The organism is Siminovitchia sediminis, from assembly GCF_042680885.1.
Classification (GTDB): Bacteria; Bacillota; Bacilli; order Bacillales; family Bacillaceae_C; genus Siminovitchia; species Siminovitchia sediminis.
In genome coordinates this window covers 1-17,141 of the sequence record NZ_JBHUEO010000054.1, presented here as the reverse complement: position 1 = coordinate 17,141, position 17,141 = coordinate 1, and the positions used below count along the sequence as shown (strand labels likewise).

The 17,141-nt window shown below is 42.7% G+C and carries 14 protein-coding genes; 5 read left to right on the top strand and 9 right to left on the bottom strand.

Annotated features, from left to right (window positions below):
• The 9 genes from ACFSCZ_RS14945 to ACFSCZ_RS14905 all read right to left on the bottom strand — a co-directional run.
• Window positions 1-288 (bottom strand): helix-turn-helix domain-containing protein (locus ACFSCZ_RS14945; RefSeq protein ID WP_380774907.1); only part of this gene is annotated, 288 nt, incomplete at its 3' end.
• 223 nt (window positions 289-511) lie between these two features.
• Window positions 512-1,195, bottom strand: a complete 684-nt coding sequence (locus ACFSCZ_RS14940; protein ID WP_380774906.1) for a cyclase family protein — start codon at window positions 1,193-1,195, stop codon at window positions 512-514.
• A gap of 15 nt (window positions 1,196-1,210) precedes the next feature.
• On the bottom strand, window positions 1,211-2,638 hold the full coding sequence (locus ACFSCZ_RS14935) for a sodium:solute symporter family protein (protein ID WP_380774905.1): 1,428 nt from the start codon (window positions 2,636-2,638) through the stop codon (window positions 1,211-1,213).
• A 425-nt stretch (window positions 2,639-3,063) separates the two neighbouring features.
• Entirely contained in the window at window positions 3,064-3,315 is a 252-nt protein-coding gene (locus ACFSCZ_RS14930) for a hypothetical protein (protein WP_380774904.1), read from the bottom strand.
• Window positions 3,316-3,571: 256 nt separating this feature from the next.
• Window positions 3,572-4,294, bottom strand: a complete 723-nt coding sequence (locus ACFSCZ_RS14925; protein ID WP_380774903.1) for a cyclase family protein — start codon at window positions 4,292-4,294, stop codon at window positions 3,572-3,574.
• 155 nt (window positions 4,295-4,449) lie between these two features.
• Window positions 4,450-5,937, bottom strand: coding sequence for a sodium-dependent transporter (locus ACFSCZ_RS14920; protein WP_380774902.1), 1,488 nt, complete (start codon window positions 5,935-5,937; stop codon window positions 4,450-4,452).
• 396 nt (window positions 5,938-6,333) lie between these two features.
• Entirely contained in the window at window positions 6,334-7,959 is a 1,626-nt protein-coding gene (locus tag ACFSCZ_RS14915) for a gamma-glutamyltransferase family protein (RefSeq protein ID WP_380774901.1), read from the bottom strand.
• Window positions 7,960-7,982: 23 nt separating this feature from the next.
• On the bottom strand, window positions 7,983-8,669 hold the full coding sequence (locus ACFSCZ_RS14910; protein ID WP_380774900.1) for a GntR family transcriptional regulator: 687 nt from the start codon (window positions 8,667-8,669) through the stop codon (window positions 7,983-7,985).
• A gap of 362 nt (window positions 8,670-9,031) precedes the next feature.
• Entirely contained in the window at window positions 9,032-10,399 is a 1,368-nt protein-coding gene (locus tag ACFSCZ_RS14905) for a sigma-54 interaction domain-containing protein (RefSeq protein ID WP_380774899.1), read from the bottom strand.
• Window positions 10,400-10,646: 247 nt separating this feature from the next.
• Between ACFSCZ_RS14905 and ACFSCZ_RS14900 the strand changes: the two genes are divergently transcribed.
• The 5 genes from ACFSCZ_RS14900 (at window position 10,647) to ACFSCZ_RS14880 (ending at window position 17,000) form a co-directional block, all read left to right on the top strand.
• The gene (locus tag ACFSCZ_RS14900) at window positions 10,647-12,299 is read left to right on the top strand and encodes an amidohydrolase (protein ID WP_380774898.1); all 1,653 of its coding nucleotides are present in this window, start codon (window positions 10,647-10,649) and stop codon (window positions 12,297-12,299) included.
• Window positions 12,299-13,888 (top strand): zinc-binding metallopeptidase family protein, encoded by a 1,590-nt coding sequence (locus ACFSCZ_RS14895; protein ID WP_380774897.1) that lies wholly within the window; start codon window positions 12,299-12,301, stop codon window positions 13,886-13,888. Before ACFSCZ_RS14900 ends, ACFSCZ_RS14895 begins: the two co-directional genes overlap by 1 nt.
• Window positions 13,889-13,902: 14 nt before the next feature.
• A complete protein-coding gene (locus tag ACFSCZ_RS14890; protein ID WP_380774896.1) occupies window positions 13,903-15,438 on the top strand; it encodes a BCCT family transporter in 1,536 nt (511 codons plus the stop codon).
• A gap of 453 nt (window positions 15,439-15,891) precedes the next feature.
• Window positions 15,892-16,506 carry a FliH/SctL family protein gene (locus tag ACFSCZ_RS14885; protein ID WP_380774895.1) on the top strand — a complete coding sequence of 205 codons (615 nt, stop codon included), beginning with the start codon at window positions 15,892-15,894 and terminating at the stop codon, window positions 16,504-16,506.
• 5 nt (window positions 16,507-16,511) lie between these two features.
• The gene (locus ACFSCZ_RS14880) at window positions 16,512-17,000 is read left to right on the top strand and encodes a hypothetical protein (RefSeq protein ID WP_380774894.1); all 489 of its coding nucleotides are present in this window, start codon (window positions 16,512-16,514) and stop codon (window positions 16,998-17,000) included.
• Window positions 17,001-17,141 lie beyond the last annotated feature (141 nt).

Sequence of the window (17,141 nt, the reverse complement as noted above, 5' to 3'; positions counted from 1 at the left end):
GAACTTTTTTAAGATCTCAATCTCTGTTTCTTTTTCTTTGAGTCTTTTCTTTAATTCACGGTTCTCTTTAGCAACCCCTGAAGTGGCAGGCTGCCTGACGGAACGAGAAGATGCAAGTCCCGCTTCACCGTCTTTCTTATAGGCGTTTAACCAGTTATAAACTGTGTCCCGGTGCACACCCAGCTGTTTCGCAGCCGAAGCGACCGGTGTTCCGTTCTCAAGTACATCCAGGACGGTTTTTAGTTTAGTTTCGACACTATGGTGGCTGTTTCTTTGTTTTGACATCATTCACTTACCTCCGGGAAAATTGCGTTATGTCGTATTTCAGTATAAACCATGTGTCCATTATAAGGGGGTCAACCACAGGCACGCCCCGGAATTTGTCAAATGGACGACAGTTAGGATTGAAAGCAGGAGGGAAGAGCTTTGGAGGCCCTCGTTGTTGTAGCATTATTGTTCCAATCACCAAACTGTAAGTCCCACCAACAGTTGGCGGGACTTAGGCATTTATCTAGTCTAGCAATGCAATCGCCCGAATAGGAGAACCTGTAGCTTCTCTTAATTTCATAGGCAATCCAATAAAGTGGAATCTGCTTTGTTGAATCTTATCCAAATTAACGAGATTTTCAATAATTAAAATATTATTTTTTAATAAATTTACATGCACAGGCCTGGACATATCTTGAAAATCAACTGTAGGTAGATCTGTAGCAAACATTTTACATTTGTTTTCAATGATCCAGTCGGCTGCGTCACTCGTCAGGCCAGGTGCTGTTGAAAATCTCTCATGGTCTCGGCTATAAGGCCAGGCTTTGAGGATAAGAATGTCATTTTCTTTCAATCTTTCATCGGTTTTCTTTAAAGCTGTCTCTAAATCTTTCGAAGAAATTGGCTTTTCAATATCCCTTTGGCTCACATCCAAATAAATGGCTTCTCCCATAAACTTTTCCGGAGGATATGTTTCTATTGAATGACCTTCAGGAAAAAAATGTTTTTGAGCATCAACATGAGTTCCCGTATGATCCGTCATAGTCATTAATTTTGTTGAAAATCCGTTGCAGTCTCCCTCATACCGATATTTGTTTAATTCCCAAGTATGGTAATCCATTAACACTACTTTGGGATGGATATCCCAAGAACGTTCTCCATCTGCAAGCTCTAACGTTAAGTCGATCAATTTTTTTCCATTAAACAAAATTATTCCTCTCCTTTATTTTGCAGAGTTTAAAGCTTTCTTTCCTTTCGTAAAATGACTGACGATGAGCAATGTGGCAAAAGAAGCAATGACTCCCAAAATAGCATTTGGTATCATGGTGAGATTTGTAAAATAGAAGAAAAGACTTACAGATCCGCCAACGACCATAGCTGAGAAGCCTGCAGTTGGAGTGATTTTATTAGGAAATAGCATAGATGCCCAAAATGGAGCAGTGATTGCCGCGCCATAGAAGTTGTATCCTAAATTTTGAACCTCAATAATTTTAGGTATAAAGATACCAAGAATCGCTGGGGCTATACCAATAATCGGTGTGGAGATTTTAGCAAACCGTAGTATCTCTTCATTGGTAGCATTTCTTTTAAATGTTCTGGAATATAAATCGTGAGTGATATTCATAACCGCGTGAAGTAAAACAGTATTGGTGGTTGAAAGGATATTGGCTAAAAGTGCGGCCATAATAAGCCCAATGATAACGATTGGAAAACCGTCAAGAATGGTATTTAATAGGAAGGCATCGGGATTTCCTTGAATGTTTGGGTAAATCGCTTTAATGGTAAAAGTGATGTACACCATTATAAGCCCCCACACGATTCCTACAATCGAACCGATCACGTTTGCCTGGACAGCAGTTTTGGCGTTCTTGGCGGAAACAATCCGTGACCAAACGGTTTGATTGGCTAGCGCTGATGTAAACCATGCTGCTGCAGTACCCAACACAACCATATTAGTCGGTGCAAGATTATAAAAACCGGGCTCCGAAGCTGCCAAAAGTGTTCCAGGTTCCAGCTTGGCTGTAAGAATAATAGGGAGCAAGATCCCTATACCCAACACCATAATAAACATTTGAATGACGTCTGCCCAGATGACGGCTGACAGCCCACCAAAGCTTACATTAATTATCACAAGTGCACCTACAATAATAGTAGCTGTAGTGAGGTTGATGTTAAACTGTGCAAGCATAGTAGATAAGAGAACCCCGGCTGCTACAAGCTGACCGCTTGTAACGGCGATTCTTTCCCAGGCTGCAATCCCACCGAATAAAAGTCGTCCCTTTTTTCCATAATGTTCCTCTAGTAAGTCTCCTTTTGTAATTCCCCATCCTGATGCATCTGCTCTTTTTCTTATTTTTTTTCCTAAAACCAAAGTATATAAAAGTGCGCCTGTAAAGTGCCCAAGCGCAATCCAGATAACTTGTACACCTTCTAAATACATCATGCCAATCAAGCCTAAGGATAGACCAGAACCAATATGACTGGCAGCAACAGAACAAATTAATGGAAAAAGCTTTAGGCTTTTGGAGGATACAGAGAACTCTTCAATCCCTTTTTGGGTTACCCTTTTACTTAAAATAGCTGTTACCACAATAATGGAGATGAAAAAAGCAAACACAATGAAAATATCAACCAAATGGACTTGTGGCATACACATCATCCTTTCATTAAAAGCTCTTGGTTTTCATATGGCACGATCTACAGTGTGGACAGCCACCTCCTTTTTTTTCACATTGTTTATATTGTATTTAGGGGATTCAGTACTTATTACTAAAGTGTTTAGAGGGTACTAATTTGAAATTTAATTGGGTTAGAAATATATGGATATTGAAAGGCATGAATCGAAGATATGGTTTATTAATAAAAATAAATGATGAATGCGGAGAAATTAAAAGGGAGAAGGGGATAGAATTCGACAAGTGACAGGCACGCCCCGGAATTTGTCGGATATTTTCGAAAGTGCCGAAGCAGCCGAAAATGTGGAGGAGGAGGGCGATCCAGTGAACGGATCGCCTTTTCGGGCATGGAGCGGGACTTGTTCTGTAAAATAGTGTTCACATTGGAAGTTTAAGACTTTTATACTTTTTTCAATGTGATAGTATTGCCGTCGGTCCTGGTGATCATAAATTCACCTTCATATACATCATCCGCATCTCCTCCTTGAAAGCGGATGGACTGGATGAAGGTTCTTTCATGCATCAATCTTATTAGGTGTTCTGATATGGAATGATTGGCCAATTCTACCTCTAGTCCATCATTTATTTCTAGATACGCACCTCTGCTCGGGTATTCATCTTGGTCGATGATCATACGATTGAACTTTTTCAAAATATCTCCTCCTGGCTATAAGGATTTTGTGTGATTTGTCTGCTTGACTAGTACTTTTGCACTTTTTCTATAGCATATTTTTTATTTACCCAAGCCAATCGTTCAGTAACAATTTTTCCGGAGTTGAGGGGGGAGACTTATGTGGGTGACTATGCGGGAGAAGGTCACCTCGTGCGTGTCCGAGAAGTTCGATAGGAAATGAAACTAAAGAAAAAAGGGCCATCCAAGATAGCCCTTCTCATCCATATCCTCTCTATTATTCCTCTATGATGGCTACGGCTCTCATGGGACCTCCACTTCCTTTGCCAATTTTGATAGGGAAGCCAGTGAATTTACATGTGCTGCCAGGAATTTTATCCAAGTTCGCCATGTTTTCAATCATGTACCACTCATATTTTTGCATCAGGCAGTGAGCAGGATAGCGTTCGGGAGCGTTGGGTTCCAGGTCGGAATCTGGATCATAAATATATCGGTCCAGTTCAATGGTCACCATATCTACCCCAAGGGTGACCATTCCTTGCTGAATCATCCATTCAATGGTTTCAGGCAGAATATTAAGCAGGTCCTTAAAGTATTCAGGGGTACCATACAGTTTATCTCGGCCAGTTTTTAGCAGAACAATATGATAATCCTCTAAATTCACTTCTGCTTTCGCAGCGGCTTCTTGAATATCATCAATCGTGACATCGGCATGCGCTTTCATGTGGGTCAAGTCTAAAATACAGGCCTCTCCGTAAAATGCCTCCAACGGAACTTCGTCTGTATATAATCCGTCTGGATTAAAATGTTTGGTGGCATCCATATGTGTTCCAGCATGGTCACCGATATAGAGTGCACATTCATAGAATCCATTTGCTTCATAGGTGGCGAAGGTTCCAATGAGAGTGCGGGCATTCTCTCCTAATTGTTGATAAGGATTGTCTCCGTAAGTTTCTAAAGTGTGGGATAGATCAATGAGTACTTCTTTTTTGTTTTTCATGATAAAACCTCCATATATTTAATGTTTTATTGATGATTAAACCATTAGGCGTTTTTCTTTTTATCATTAATAATTGATTTAATTAACAGGAATGCGAATCCTCCCCAAAATGTACTTAGAAAGAGAACCATCATAATAATTGTAATAGGCTCCATCTATATAACCTCCTGATCCTTATTTTCGGAATGATCTTCTAGATTGGCTTTACGCGTAGTGCGTTTAACCCACCCATTGAACAGGATAGAAACGAGGACGACTGCTCCAACCTGAACGAAGAAAGAACCAAAGCTAAAGACTTCTATTGGTGACCACCAATTGTTTGGGTACCAAACAATAGATTGATAGATCCACCATCCGAAAAAGACGACTGCTATAATAGGCATACAATATTTGACAATCCAGGTGTACCATCGTCCTACCTTGATATCACTTACTTCGTTAATCTCATTCCTGATTTTTTCTATACCGTATTGATAAGCGGCAAAGAGGTAGAAGATGGCATTAATGATTAACCCCAGCCCCCAAACAAAATCTTGATTTCCTAAAAAGTCGAGACTAAGAGCGGATGGAATTCCTAAGACAGCGGTTACAACCACCGTCATAATAACTGCTTTTTTGTATGGTACACCGTAATCTTCGATGTTTCTTACAAGGAAAACGAATAATCCAATTAAGGAGCTGATTGCTGCAAGGGCCAAGGCAGTAAAGAAGACGATTGAAATAAAGAAGCCACCAGTCATGGTTGTAAACAACTCAGCTACATAAACAAAAATCATGCCGTAGTTATCGGATCCAAGCGCTTCGTCCAGGTACGCTTGAGAAGGAGACAAGACGAATATTGCTGGTATAATGGTCAAGCCTGCTAATAATTCAGTAGAATTATTCCCAAAAGTAGCTGTTAACGTATTCTGTGCAATATCCTCTTTCTTTTTGGTGTAAATAGCATAGGTAGCAAATATCCCCCAACCTGCTCCAGTGGACCATGCTGATTGTGAAAGGGCCGCCAACCAAGTTTCAGCATTCGTTAACTTGTCCCACTCAGGAGTAAACATATATTGGATCCCTTCTAATGCACCATCCATAGATAATGTATAAATGGTTGTAAAGATTAACGTGAGGAACAGGGTAGGGACCATAATTTGGTTGGCTCTTTCTACTCCTTTATTTATACCTAAATATAGTACGACTCCTGAGAAAATGGAGACAAGTATATGAAAAATAATCATTTCACCCGAATTGGTAGAAAAGGTATCCCATATAATCCGGGTATCCACTCCCTCTTTAAAAGTGCCTTGAAAAGCCAAGAATAAATATTTTAAAGTCCAGCCAGTTACAACTGACGTGTAAAAAGTGGCGAATGCGGCCACCCAAAAGATGACGGTACCCATCCACGTATACTTCTCATGAACGAAGTCTCTGAAAGAACCTGCAGTACCCATTCTTGTTTTTCTTCCTATGACCATTTCGATCATAATCATGGGGATAGACCACAAAAATAGAAAGATTGCCCAACCGATGAGAAACGATCCGCCATGTTCCGCTAAATTTCTTGGAAACCTCCAAATAACTCCTGTACCTACAATAAGAGCAATGGAAGCAAATATTAATGCTAGCCTTGAAGACCATTGTGGCTGTTTTGGCATTGCTTTTCCTCCTTATAGATAAAATTCCCATAAAATAAATTTCCGCTTCTGCTCGTAACATGGAGGTCTTTATATTTTTATAGGGATCTTGACAAAACTGTATTGGGACGCTACAAAAGTAGGTTAATCATTCATACTGCTTCATCCCTTTTTCTGGCTATTCACATAAGAGAAGTGAGTATTAGTTGGTTTAGGATGTAATAGACTTGGTGCAGTCGTGATTAGTTAATCAATAGTAGTTATATGATGGTACTTTTGAAAATTTCAAAGCAAGGATAGCAAAGGGATTAGGAGCCTTACGTCAGTTACTCCATGACACCCGGATTGCCGCCATCCTTTTTGAAATAGGAAAGGTACGGACAGGATCTAAATGTTTAGATATAATTCTCGAAGGCATTACCATGCCGCGATCGTTCCATCTGTTCGGTGATCGGTTCCGCCTATCCAAACAGAGGTCTCAGGGTCTTTTATAATGATTTGACCGCGTCCAAAACATTTAGGATTGATCTCGACTGTAACATCATGACCTTTCGCATCTAATTCTTTGCCAATATGAGGAGCGACCCCATGCTCTATGTGTATCGACTTGTCTCCTGACCAGTGCCAGCGGGGGGCATCAAGGGCTGCTTGCGGATTCATATGAAAGTCAATCATATTGGAAATGACTTGCAGATGCCCCTGTGGCTGCATAAATCCGCCCATGACTCCAAAAGCACTAAATGCTTTGCCTTCTTTTGTAATAAATCCAGGAATAATTGTGTGATAGGTTCTTTTTTCAGGCTTTAAATAATTGACATGGTTAGGATCCAGAGAGAAATTATGCCCTCTATTTTGTAAGTTAATGCCGGTACCCGGTACCACAACAGCAGATCCGAAATCGTTATAATTACTTTGGATAAAAGAAACCATGTTACCCTCTTGATCTGCTGCAGCTAAATACACAGTACCGCTTTCAACAGGTTTTTCTGCTTCTGGCCATAAGGCAGTTGAACCGATTAGTCTTCTCCGTTTTTGTGCATAAGCGTCTGACAGCAGTTCACCCAGATCGGCGGTCATTTCTGATGGATCGCTAATCAGTGCTTTTCCATCAGCAAAAGCAAGCTTTAAAGACTCAATTTGTTTGTGATACGTTTCGGGAGTTTCTCTCTCTGTAAAGTCAAACCCTTTCAGAATATTTAAGGCTAGAAGTGCGACCAGCCCTTGTCCATTAGGAGGGAGCTCCCATATATCATATCCTTTGTAATTGATACCAATGGGTTCGACCCACTCCGGATAGTAGTCAGCTAAATCATCTGCCCGAATGTATCCGCCAGTCGCATTTGAAAACGCATCCAATTTGGCGGCTAATTCACCTCGATAAAAAGATTCTGCATGTGTTCGGGCAATGGAGCGGAGTGTGTCCGCATGGGATGGTGACTTCCACATTTCTCCAACCTTTGGAGCGCTGTTTTTTGTGGCAAACAGAGAGAACCAATGCTCAAATAATGGGTTTTTTAACTGTCCTTGAAACTCCTTAAAGGATTTGTCCCAAAAGTAACCCGTAATCGGTGAGATAGGAAAACCTTCCTCTGCATATGTAATGGCAGGTTGTAAAACCTCTTCGAAAGGAAGGTTCCCAAATTTTTTGGATAGTTCAGCCCATGCAGCCGGAGCTCCTGGGACGGTGACGGGTTCCCAGCCGTGGCGGGGCATTTGGTCAAATCCATTGGCTTTTAAAAGATCGGCTGAAAGTCTTTTGGGCGCCGGACCACTGGAATTCAAGCCGTGAAGTTTACCGTCCATCCAAACGATCGCAAAAGCATCCCCGCCGATACCATTAGATGTAGGTTCTACTACGGTTAAGCAAGCTGCTGCAGCAATAGCGGCATCAACGGCATTGCCGCCTTTTTTTAGGGTGTCTAATCCTGCTTGAGCAGCCAGTGGCTGAGAAGTTGCCACCATGCCATTTTTGGCATAGGTCACCGTCCGCTGCGATGGATAGGGATAATATAAAGGATTAAACAGAGAATTACTCACATTCATGACCTCCTTGTTCCTTCTTGCTGTCAGTTGTATTTCGAAAAGACTTGGTCCACATCAATGTCGTTTTGTCCGATTTTATCGAAATTCAAACGGGAAATAACGCCGTTGATATGAGCTCTCATTAACTTCCGAGCAAGATCCACATCATTTACTTTAATTGCTTCTATAATTTCTAAGTGCTCCCTCGGTGATTCAGGATTGTTAAGGTTTACATCACTGTAAAAGGCCAGGTAAATGTTTGTGAGGGAGATTAACTCGCGCAGCTGATTAATCAACATATCGTTCTTCGAAAGCTTGGCAATTTCTATGTGGATATCAAATACATTTTCTAATACTTCATCTAAGTTATTGGCTTGATATGCTTTTATTTCGCTGTTAATGAGCTCTTCGATCGTTTGAAAGGTGGTTTTAAACTTTGCGAAGTTCTGGCAAGCTTTGATCACCGCATAATCTTCCAGCAAGATCCTCATTTCAAAGACATCCTCAACCTCTTTCGGTTTTGGCTGGTTTACAAAAGCCCCTTTCCTTGGAATAATTTTTACATACATTTCATAGGAGAGCCTTTGTAATGCTGAGCGTATAGGAGTGCGGCTGACATTTAAAGTTTTGGCCAGCGTTTCTTCTGAAAGCTTGGTGCCCGGTGCTAAATCACGGTTGATAATTGCTTTTTTAATCATGTGATAGATCTTATAATCTAAGCCTTTTTTCATATGCATCCCCTTCATTTTGTACTCTTAACTATATTCTGAACTGTATATAATCTAGAATACATATTAATATTCAGAAAGTCAACGGTTTTTTATTTCGACAAGTGACAGACACGCCCCGGAATTTGTTGGATTTTGTCGAATTAGAGCACGAATAAGGAGCTTTTATTTGAGGAGTCCACATATAAGATACAGGGGGCTTTAGCCTAAAGACGAATAATCAAATGTTACAAACACAAAATCCGAACAGATTCAAGTAACTTTAAGATACTTAAATCAAAGTTCGGATTTCGGTGTATGTGTAGAATTATTTAGCCAGTTCCTCTCTTAAGAAGAGAATCACTATAAAGAAACGGCAGAGGGGCTTATAACCCATACTTCTTCAGCTTCCTGACAATCGTTGGCTGGCTGACCTTCAGGAATTTAGCCATTCTGGTAGTGCTGCCATATTTTTCACGGGCCTCTTGCAATATTTGAATTTCTGTTTTTTCTATGATCTCTTGGAGGGATTTATGGCCAATGTCTTGTATCGGATTGGCTATATTGATTGTTTGAATATTGTCAGGCAGATGTTCGGGCGTAATGACGCTTTCTTCAACGGTCAATACCAATCTTTCTATGATATTAGAAAGCTCGCGGACGTTGCCAGGCCAATGGTAGAGAAGCAGGCTGTTGATTGCTTCACGCGTCCATTCTTTTTCTCTGTTATATTGTTTGTTGAATTTTTCAGAGAGACTCATGATCAGATTCAATAGGTCTTCCTGTCTTTCTCTTAAAGGCGGGATGGGAATATGAATCACGGACAGCCTGAAGTAGAGGTCCTCTCGGAATCCCCCTTCTTTGATTCGTTCTTCGAGATTGACGTTGGTTGCGGCTACAAGACGAAAGTTTACCTCTCTCGGCTGAGAATCGCCTATCCGATAAAAAGTCTTTTCCTGGATGAGCATCAATAGTTTTGCCTGAACATTCACCGGCAACTCGCCAATTTCATCCAGAAATAAGGTGCCATTGTGGGCTTTTTCAACCAGTCCTATTTTCCCTTTTTGACTTGCGCCTGTGAAAGCTCCCGGCTTATATCCGAACAGCTCAGATTCGATTAAAGATTCTGGGATGCTGCTGCAGTTGATGGCTACAAAATCTCCCTTTCTATGACTCTTTTTATGAAGCTGCTCGGCCAAAAGGCTTTTTCCTACTCCCGATTCCCCGGTAAGCAGCACGGTTGCATCCGTATCTGCCACCCGGTCCATGATGGACAATACTTGCTGCATTTTAGGGCTTTTGGCAATGAGGCGGGAGTCCTCTTTCTGAAGCTCCTGGTAGTATTGCAGCTCTTTCCTGACGCTCTCCAGTTCGTTTTCGACTCTCTTAATATACGTTTTCAATTTTTCTATTTCTGTAATGTCCTGCGAATAGCAGACGATATACTCAATGTTTTGCTGGTTGTCATAGATGATGTTCCCGGTCACCAACAGCTTTTTATCTTTTCTCGTTTGCTGGACTGTTGTTTGTTTCTGTCCGCTTTCCAGCACTAATCTGGCAATCGACGGGTAAAAAACTTTTTTCTTTTCTAATTCAAATACGCTCTTTCCGATGATCTCTTCTTTCTTCATATTAAACCAGTACTCTGTAGAGTCATTGGCATACACAATGACGCCATGTTGGTCTGTGATAATCACATCGGTGTAAAGGCTGTCAACTATTTCCTCCCACCGTTCTCCAATTTCGAATAGCATGACTTTTTACCTCCGAGATTTACTTATAGTAATTATACATCACCGTATAGGCCTATACAATTGTGTATAGGCAGGAAACCCTTATCTGTCAAAGTTTCCACTAATTTCTATACAAACTTGAATAAAAAGTAAGGTATGATAAAAAGAATTCCCCGGGTTGAGGCGTTTTTTGGATTGGCACGTTATTTGCAATATATAACAGGGAAAGCCATTCAATTGATTTTGAACACCTAGGGAGGACTGACGAATGAAAGAACAATATAAAATATTTTATGGCGGAACGATTTTAACGATGGACCAACGAGAAAAAGTGGAAGCGGTAGCAGTTCGCGGAGACCAAATTATCTGTACGGGGTCGTTGGAATCGTGTGAAGCAGCGGTTTCAGGACATCCTGTAGAGAAAATCAATTTAGAGGGCCGCTGCCTGATGCCTGGTTTCATTGATCCCCATGCCCATCTGATGATGCTTGGCATGTGCCATACATGGGTGGATCTCAGCTATCCGAAAGTAAAAAGCATCGATGATATTGTAGCGGAGCTTTCTAAATATACAGATACAATGAAAGATGGCGGGATTATCCGCGGATTTGGATTCGACCAAAGAAATCTTGTGGAAAAACGTTATCCCACTGCGGATGATTTAGACCGTGTGACAACGGAATTTCCTGTACAAATCATGCATGTCAGCGGGCATTCCAATGTCGTCAATCATTATTTTCTTGAACAATTGGGTGTAGATGAACATACGGAAGATCCGGAAGGCGGAGCTATTGGAAGAGATGAAAACGGTGTGCCGAATGGACAGCTGTATGACAGCGCGAACGACTTTTTTGCCAAAAAGGCCGGTGTGGTGATCGGCAATAATGGACCAAACATTCATATGCCGGATACTCCTGATAATTTGTTGACGCTTGTCAAAGTAGGGCAGGAACAGTGTCTTAAAGCCGGGGTGACCACGATTAACGATCCGCAGGTGACAAAGCAGGAATTGGAAACATTTGAAAGTTCCCGGGAAAATGGCCTGCTGAAAATGCGTATTGTGATGTCGTTCCTATCTACCTATTTAGATCAGCTGATTGACCTTGGTTTCCGGTCAGGTTTCGGTGATGAACAGCTCACTATCGGTTCAATCAAATTTTACGCAGACGGCTCTTTGAATTCTGGAACGGCCTACCTTTCTTCCGGTTATTCGGACAGCAAGCGGACGCAAGGATATTTATACCACGAACCTGAGGAGTTTCAAGAGATGTTTGTCAAAGCACATAAGCAAGGGTTTCAAACGATTACCCATGCGCAGGGTGACGGTGCGATTCAGCTGGTGATTGATAGTGTAAGAGAATCACAGAAGCAGCTGCATAGAGAAGATGTAAGGCATCGTATTGAACATTGCGGCTTGCCAAGCAAGGATCAAATTCAGGATATCGCAGACCTTGATATCTGGCCTGTTCCACAGCCGCAGCACGTTTACCAATTTGGAGAAGGAGTTGTCCGTGCAGTCGGTGATCATGGTAATAACTATTCTCCGTATGGCTGGTTTAAAGAAAAAAATATCCCGATCGTGCTTTCATCTGATGCGCCGGTAGCCCCGCCACATCCGATTCTTGCTGTGTATGCGGCGGTTACGCGTGAGACGCTGCAGGGGAATGTGGTTGGAGCAGAGCATCGTATTACGCTGACTGAAGCGCTTAAGGGATACACAATTGAAGCGGCCAAATCGATTCATAAAGAGGATATGATCGGTTCCATTGAAGAAGGAAAGCTGGCAGATTTTGTTGTGTTGGAAAAAGACCCATACAAAGTAGAAGTCCATGAATTAAAGGATCTGGCTGTTTGTGAAACTTGGGTTTCCGGAGAAAAAGTTTTTGTCAATCAAGATGTGCGTGAAGAGGTGGGCAGCTAATGGTTTCAGAGAGCAAAAAGCAGGTAATGGATTGGGTAGATCAGAACAAAGGTGATCTTTCCGACTGGAATCAAACGATCTGGCATTATGGAGAGACTGCTTGGAGAGAGTATAAGTCCTCAGCTTGGTATGTCAACCAGCTAAGAGAGCAGGGATTTGAGGTGGAGGAAGGAAGCGGTGGAATGCCCACTGCTTTCTGCGCCACTTGGAAAAACGGGGACGGACCTGTGATTGGCGGGTATGCCGAGTATGATGCGGTTCCCGGCAACAGCCAGGCGGCAGATACGGTAGAGCGTCCGCGGGACGGCTTGAGCAAATATGCCGGAGGCCATACGGATCCTCACTCCGCCTTGGGTATTGGTTCTCTAGGAGGTTTTTTGGCGGCGAAAGCAGCCATGGAAAAGTACGATATCAAAGGAACATTGAAATTTTTTGGAGAGCCGGCTGAGAAGTTAAGGGGTTCCAAGCCGATCCATGCAGCGAAAGGATATTATGATGATCTTGATGCAGCCATCAGCTTTCATCCATTCTATATGCTGCCATTATGTAATACGACACGCTGGGATACTCATTGTGCAGTTGCCTTTTCTGCGATGTATACGTTTACCTGCGATGAACCGCAAACCTGGCTGTCATCCGGATCAGACTCGCCTATTCCGGCGTCTCATGCGGAAGCCCGCGCACCAGGCGCGACCGACGCAGTTGTCAATATGTATACCCTTTCCAAGATGTATCGGGAGCATATGCTTTCCAACGGAATGGGATGGTCGATGAACGAAACGATTTTGAACACCGGCCAGGCGACAGCAGATAATATTCCTGGGCAAATGGCCCAAATTTATTATTTTATCCGTGTCCCTAACGTTGAAATGGCTAAAAAGGTCATGGAGGTTTTAGACCGTAATGCCGAAAGCGCTGCAAAGGCGGGACATTGTAACTGGAAGAGGGACTGGATTACGAAATCCAGGACCGGATTGGCGAATCATACGATGGCAGAGGCCACTTTTAATAACTTAAAAATTGCCGGTGCTCCTGTTTTTGACGGAGAAGCGATTAAAGCAGCCCAAAAAATTCAGGAAAATCTTGGTTTGGAACCAATGGAAAAACCTTTCTTAGATGAAATCGAGCAACTGATTGAGCCTGAAGAAGCGGAAAAGAAGCTTAGGGAATCGTTACCTTCCTGGCAGCAGCATTTTACATCGGATGATTACACAGAATACTGCTGGCATGCACCTACGGTCAGGTTGTATATTGGAAGGCCTGCGTTGAAGTCGCCTAAACCGGGATATGCCTACCCGACATGGGTGATGAACGCTCTCGGAGGAATTCGCGAATGTATCGACCCGATGATTGTAAGCGCATCTAAAACAGTCGGAATGACTGTTGTTGATCTACTGACTCAGCCGGAACTGTTAAAGAAAGCGCAAGATGAGTTCAAAGAAAGAACGGGCGGAGGGATCAACGGAAGCAAATGGGAAGCCCCTCTTTGCGATTATGAACCGCCGATTGATTATCGCTGGCCGGAATATGTAACAACAGAACGCGGATATGAATGGGTCATTCCCGCAACCAAAGAGGATGAATCATAGAAAGGGAGGTTTTTATGAGAAAAAATATTGTGGTGATTGGAGCACTGGTCTTAACCTCGATCTTCGTGCTCTTTGGAATCCTTGCCCCAGACACATTGGGGCAGGCTTCCAACTATATTTTGTATACTTTTATTGGAGAGAACTTTGGTTGGTATTATATGCTGGCTGCTTTTTCATTTGTAGTCATTTGCCTATGGGTTGCTCTGTCAAAGTACGGAAATATCCGGCTGGGGAAAGATACAGACAAACCTGAATTTAACCGTTTCACTTGGATCGCTATGCTGTACAGCGCAGGTCTGGCCATCAGTTTATTCTTCTGGGGTGTAGCGGAGCCTGTGCTTATGTATATCGATCCGCCATTTGGCACGGGAGAAACAAAGGAATCGGCGGAAACCGCCATGCAGTACACTTTTTTCCACTGGGGACTGCACAGTTGGGCTTCCTATGCTATTATCGGATTGATTATGGCGTACTTCCAATATAGGAAGAACACTTTGCCGTTGATTAATGAAACGCTGGAGCCGATTTTGGGGAAAAGGGCTTTTGGTGCATTAGGAAAGTTCATTAATATCCTTGCGATCTTTGCGGTCATCAGCGGGATTACAACCTCCCTGGGGCTTGGTGTCAAGCAGATGGGAGCAGGATTTGACTATGTGTGGGGATGGGAAAACAATACGGTCAATCAGATTTTGCTTATTTTAATACTCACTGTGCTTTTCATTATTTCTGCAAGTACTGGGATCAAGCGTGGAATCAAGTGGCTATCGAATATTAATATCATTTTAGCACTGACAATCATGATGTTTATTTTTATCGCCGGACCGACACGTAACATTATCGGTATTCTTGTCAGCTCGACTGGCGATTACATGCAGAATTTTATTAACATGAGCTTTCACTTGGAGCCGTTTCTGAATGATTATACATGGCAGGCCGGCTGGGACTTCTTTTACTGGGGCTGGGCCATCAGCTTTGGCGTCTTTGTTGGACTATTTATCGCGAGAATTTCCAAGGGGCGGACTATCAGGGAATTTATATTCGGAGCGGTGCTCATTCCGAGTTTGGCTACGATGATTTGGTACTCAACCATTGGAGGAAGCGCTCTCTACAATATTGTTAACCTTGGAAACAATGAGTTGGCCAACCGAATATTAGAAAACATGGATACGGCACTCTTTTATTTCTTGCAATTGTTCCCATACAGCCCGGTTCTGATCTTTATGACATTTATTTCACTCATCATCTTCTTCGTTACATCTGCTGACTCTACGGTATATGTGCTTGGAATGTATAGTGAGGAAAGGATTGACCCATCCAACAAAAGTAAAATTATGTGGGGAGCGGTCATATCCGGAGTGGCGATTGCATTGCTCCTCAGCGGTGGATTAACTCCATTGCAAACCGTATCTGCAGTAGCGGGACTGCCATTCTCGGTCGTCGTTCTGCTAATGTGTGTCTCCTTTATCAAATCATTGAGGAGCGAAACCATAGCTGTTGCCAATAACGCAGAACAGGGGACTGACTGTGAAAGAAAACAGGAAGTCGGGTGATTCGGGCGGTGCCTGTCACTCCCCGAAATTCCCCGAATGATGTCGAAAGTGCGCAAGAAGAAAACTGAACTCTGAAAGCGATTTTAACGGGAGCATCGATCGATGCTCTTTTTTTGATTCGACAAGTGACAGGCACGCCCCGGAATTTGTTGAATAATGTCGAATGAAGTGAAGCGAAAGCATTTTCCCCCCTATCTCTTTAAATATTAATTGAATGATAGAGCATCCCCAGAGTATGACGGATAGGACGATGAATGAGACGGCAAAGCCGGCTGCCCTTTTGTACTCGAGACTTAACTCTGCCCATCTATTTTTCTTCTATATAATGATTTCTTTTGGATTTTTTATAAAATGTAAATTCGATGACACCCCTCTAATGATCTAGATCTTTTTTACTAGACTTTCATTCTTTCATACTGTACATTAGTAAATTGTGGAAAAGGAGTGAATCATGTGAAAAAAGTTTTGTTTTTGTTTACGGCTTTATTTTGTTTGAGTTTTGTAGTGGACCCAGTGAAGGATACGGCAGCGAACGGCCAGGAAGAGTGGGAAGCTCATGCAAAGCAGCTGTACAACGATGGTTATCAGAAGGGGGTATCGGATGGAAGGAACGGCAGCCCGTATGTTGATTTCCATGATGCGGCCTTCCAGAGATATTCGAGTGCGGAGTACAGCTGGTACAAAAAAGGTTATGACGATGGATATAACGAAGGCAAACAAAAAAGTGCAGATGTTCAAAAAGCAAAAGAGGAAGAGGCCCGGCAGAACGAGCGGAATGCCGGATCCAATGCAGGGTACCAGCAGGCGATGGCAGACTTTGAAAATGACGAGACGCTCACCGACAATCCATCGGGAGATTCTTCAAAGTCCAAGCATTGGAATGAGGGCTACAAATCAGGCTACCAAAAGGCACGCGATGTCATTCAGTTATCGGAGAAAGCAAAGGAAGAGGGATATCAGCAGGGGCTGAAACAGGAAGAGATCAACATTCCTTCTACATATATCAATGCAGATTTGACGAAAAAAGCCTTTGAGGATGGATTTAAGAAAGGGAAGAGGAACGGTTAAGTCAGTTGAAGGAAGAAATGAAGGAGAAAGGGTACAAACAGGGATACGAGGTTGAGGAGATGGAAGTCCCTGCAGATCTTTCTGATGACGCAAAAGCGGCGTTTGAAGAGGGGTATCAGGAAGGCCTGAAAAAGAGACAAGAAGAAGTCACTCAAGAAGGATTCGACGCTGCTTTTAAGAAGGAAACCTATGAATTACCCGATACATACGACGAAGGTTCCAAACAGGAAGATTGGTTTAAAAAAGGATTCGAATCCAATACGGAGGCAGCTCCTCTGAGGGAAGAAGCATTTCAGCAGGGAAAGGCCGGTAAAAAAATGACAATCCCTGAAGAGTGGGCAGAAAATGAAGCGGCTGCTGCCATGTTTGAGAGACATTATGTGAAAGGAAAAGAAGAGCGTGCCGAGCGGAACAGGCTGTTAATCATGGGAGGAATCGCGGCGGCAGCAGTGGTGGTGGTCGTGGTCTGGGTTCTTGTACGGAGGGAAAAGTGACAGGCTTGCCCCGCATTCGACAAGTGACAGTGGTCAAGCCCCCTAAAAATGGACATAATCAAAATACGACAAGAATACACATTGTTTAATTGGTTTCAGTATGTGCGCCACCATTGACTTTGTTTTTGTCCGTGTTGAGGA

Excerpts from the sequence above, each read along its gene's own strand:
- ACFSCZ_RS14935 (WP_380774905.1), bottom strand. The coding sequence starts at position 2,638 with ATGCCACAAGTCCATTTGGTTGATATTTTCATTGTGTTTGCTTTTTTC.
- ACFSCZ_RS14925 (WP_380774903.1), bottom strand. The coding sequence starts at position 4,294 with ATGAAAAACAAAAAAGAAGTACTCATTGATCTATCCCACACTTTAGAA.
- ACFSCZ_RS14920 (WP_380774902.1), bottom strand. The coding sequence starts at position 5,937 with ATGCCAAAACAGCCACAATGGTCTTCAAGGCTAGCATTAATATTTGCT.
- ACFSCZ_RS14915 (WP_380774901.1), bottom strand. The coding sequence starts at position 7,959 with ATGAATGTGAGTAATTCTCTGTTTAATCCTTTATATTATCCCTATCCA.
- ACFSCZ_RS14910 (WP_380774900.1), bottom strand. The coding sequence starts at position 8,669 with ATGAAAAAAGGCTTAGATTATAAGATCTATCACATGATTAAAAAAGCA.
- ACFSCZ_RS14905 (WP_380774899.1), bottom strand. The coding sequence starts at position 10,399 with ATGCTATTCGAAATTGGAGAACGGTGGGAGGAAATAGTTGACAGCCTT.
- ACFSCZ_RS14900 (WP_380774898.1), top strand. The coding sequence starts at position 10,647 with ATGAAAGAACAATATAAAATATTTTATGGCGGAACGATTTTAACGATG.
- ACFSCZ_RS14895 (WP_380774897.1), top strand. The coding sequence starts at position 12,299 with ATGGTTTCAGAGAGCAAAAAGCAGGTAATGGATTGGGTAGATCAGAAC.
- ACFSCZ_RS14890 (WP_380774896.1), top strand. The coding sequence starts at position 13,903 with ATGAGAAAAAATATTGTGGTGATTGGAGCACTGGTCTTAACCTCGATC.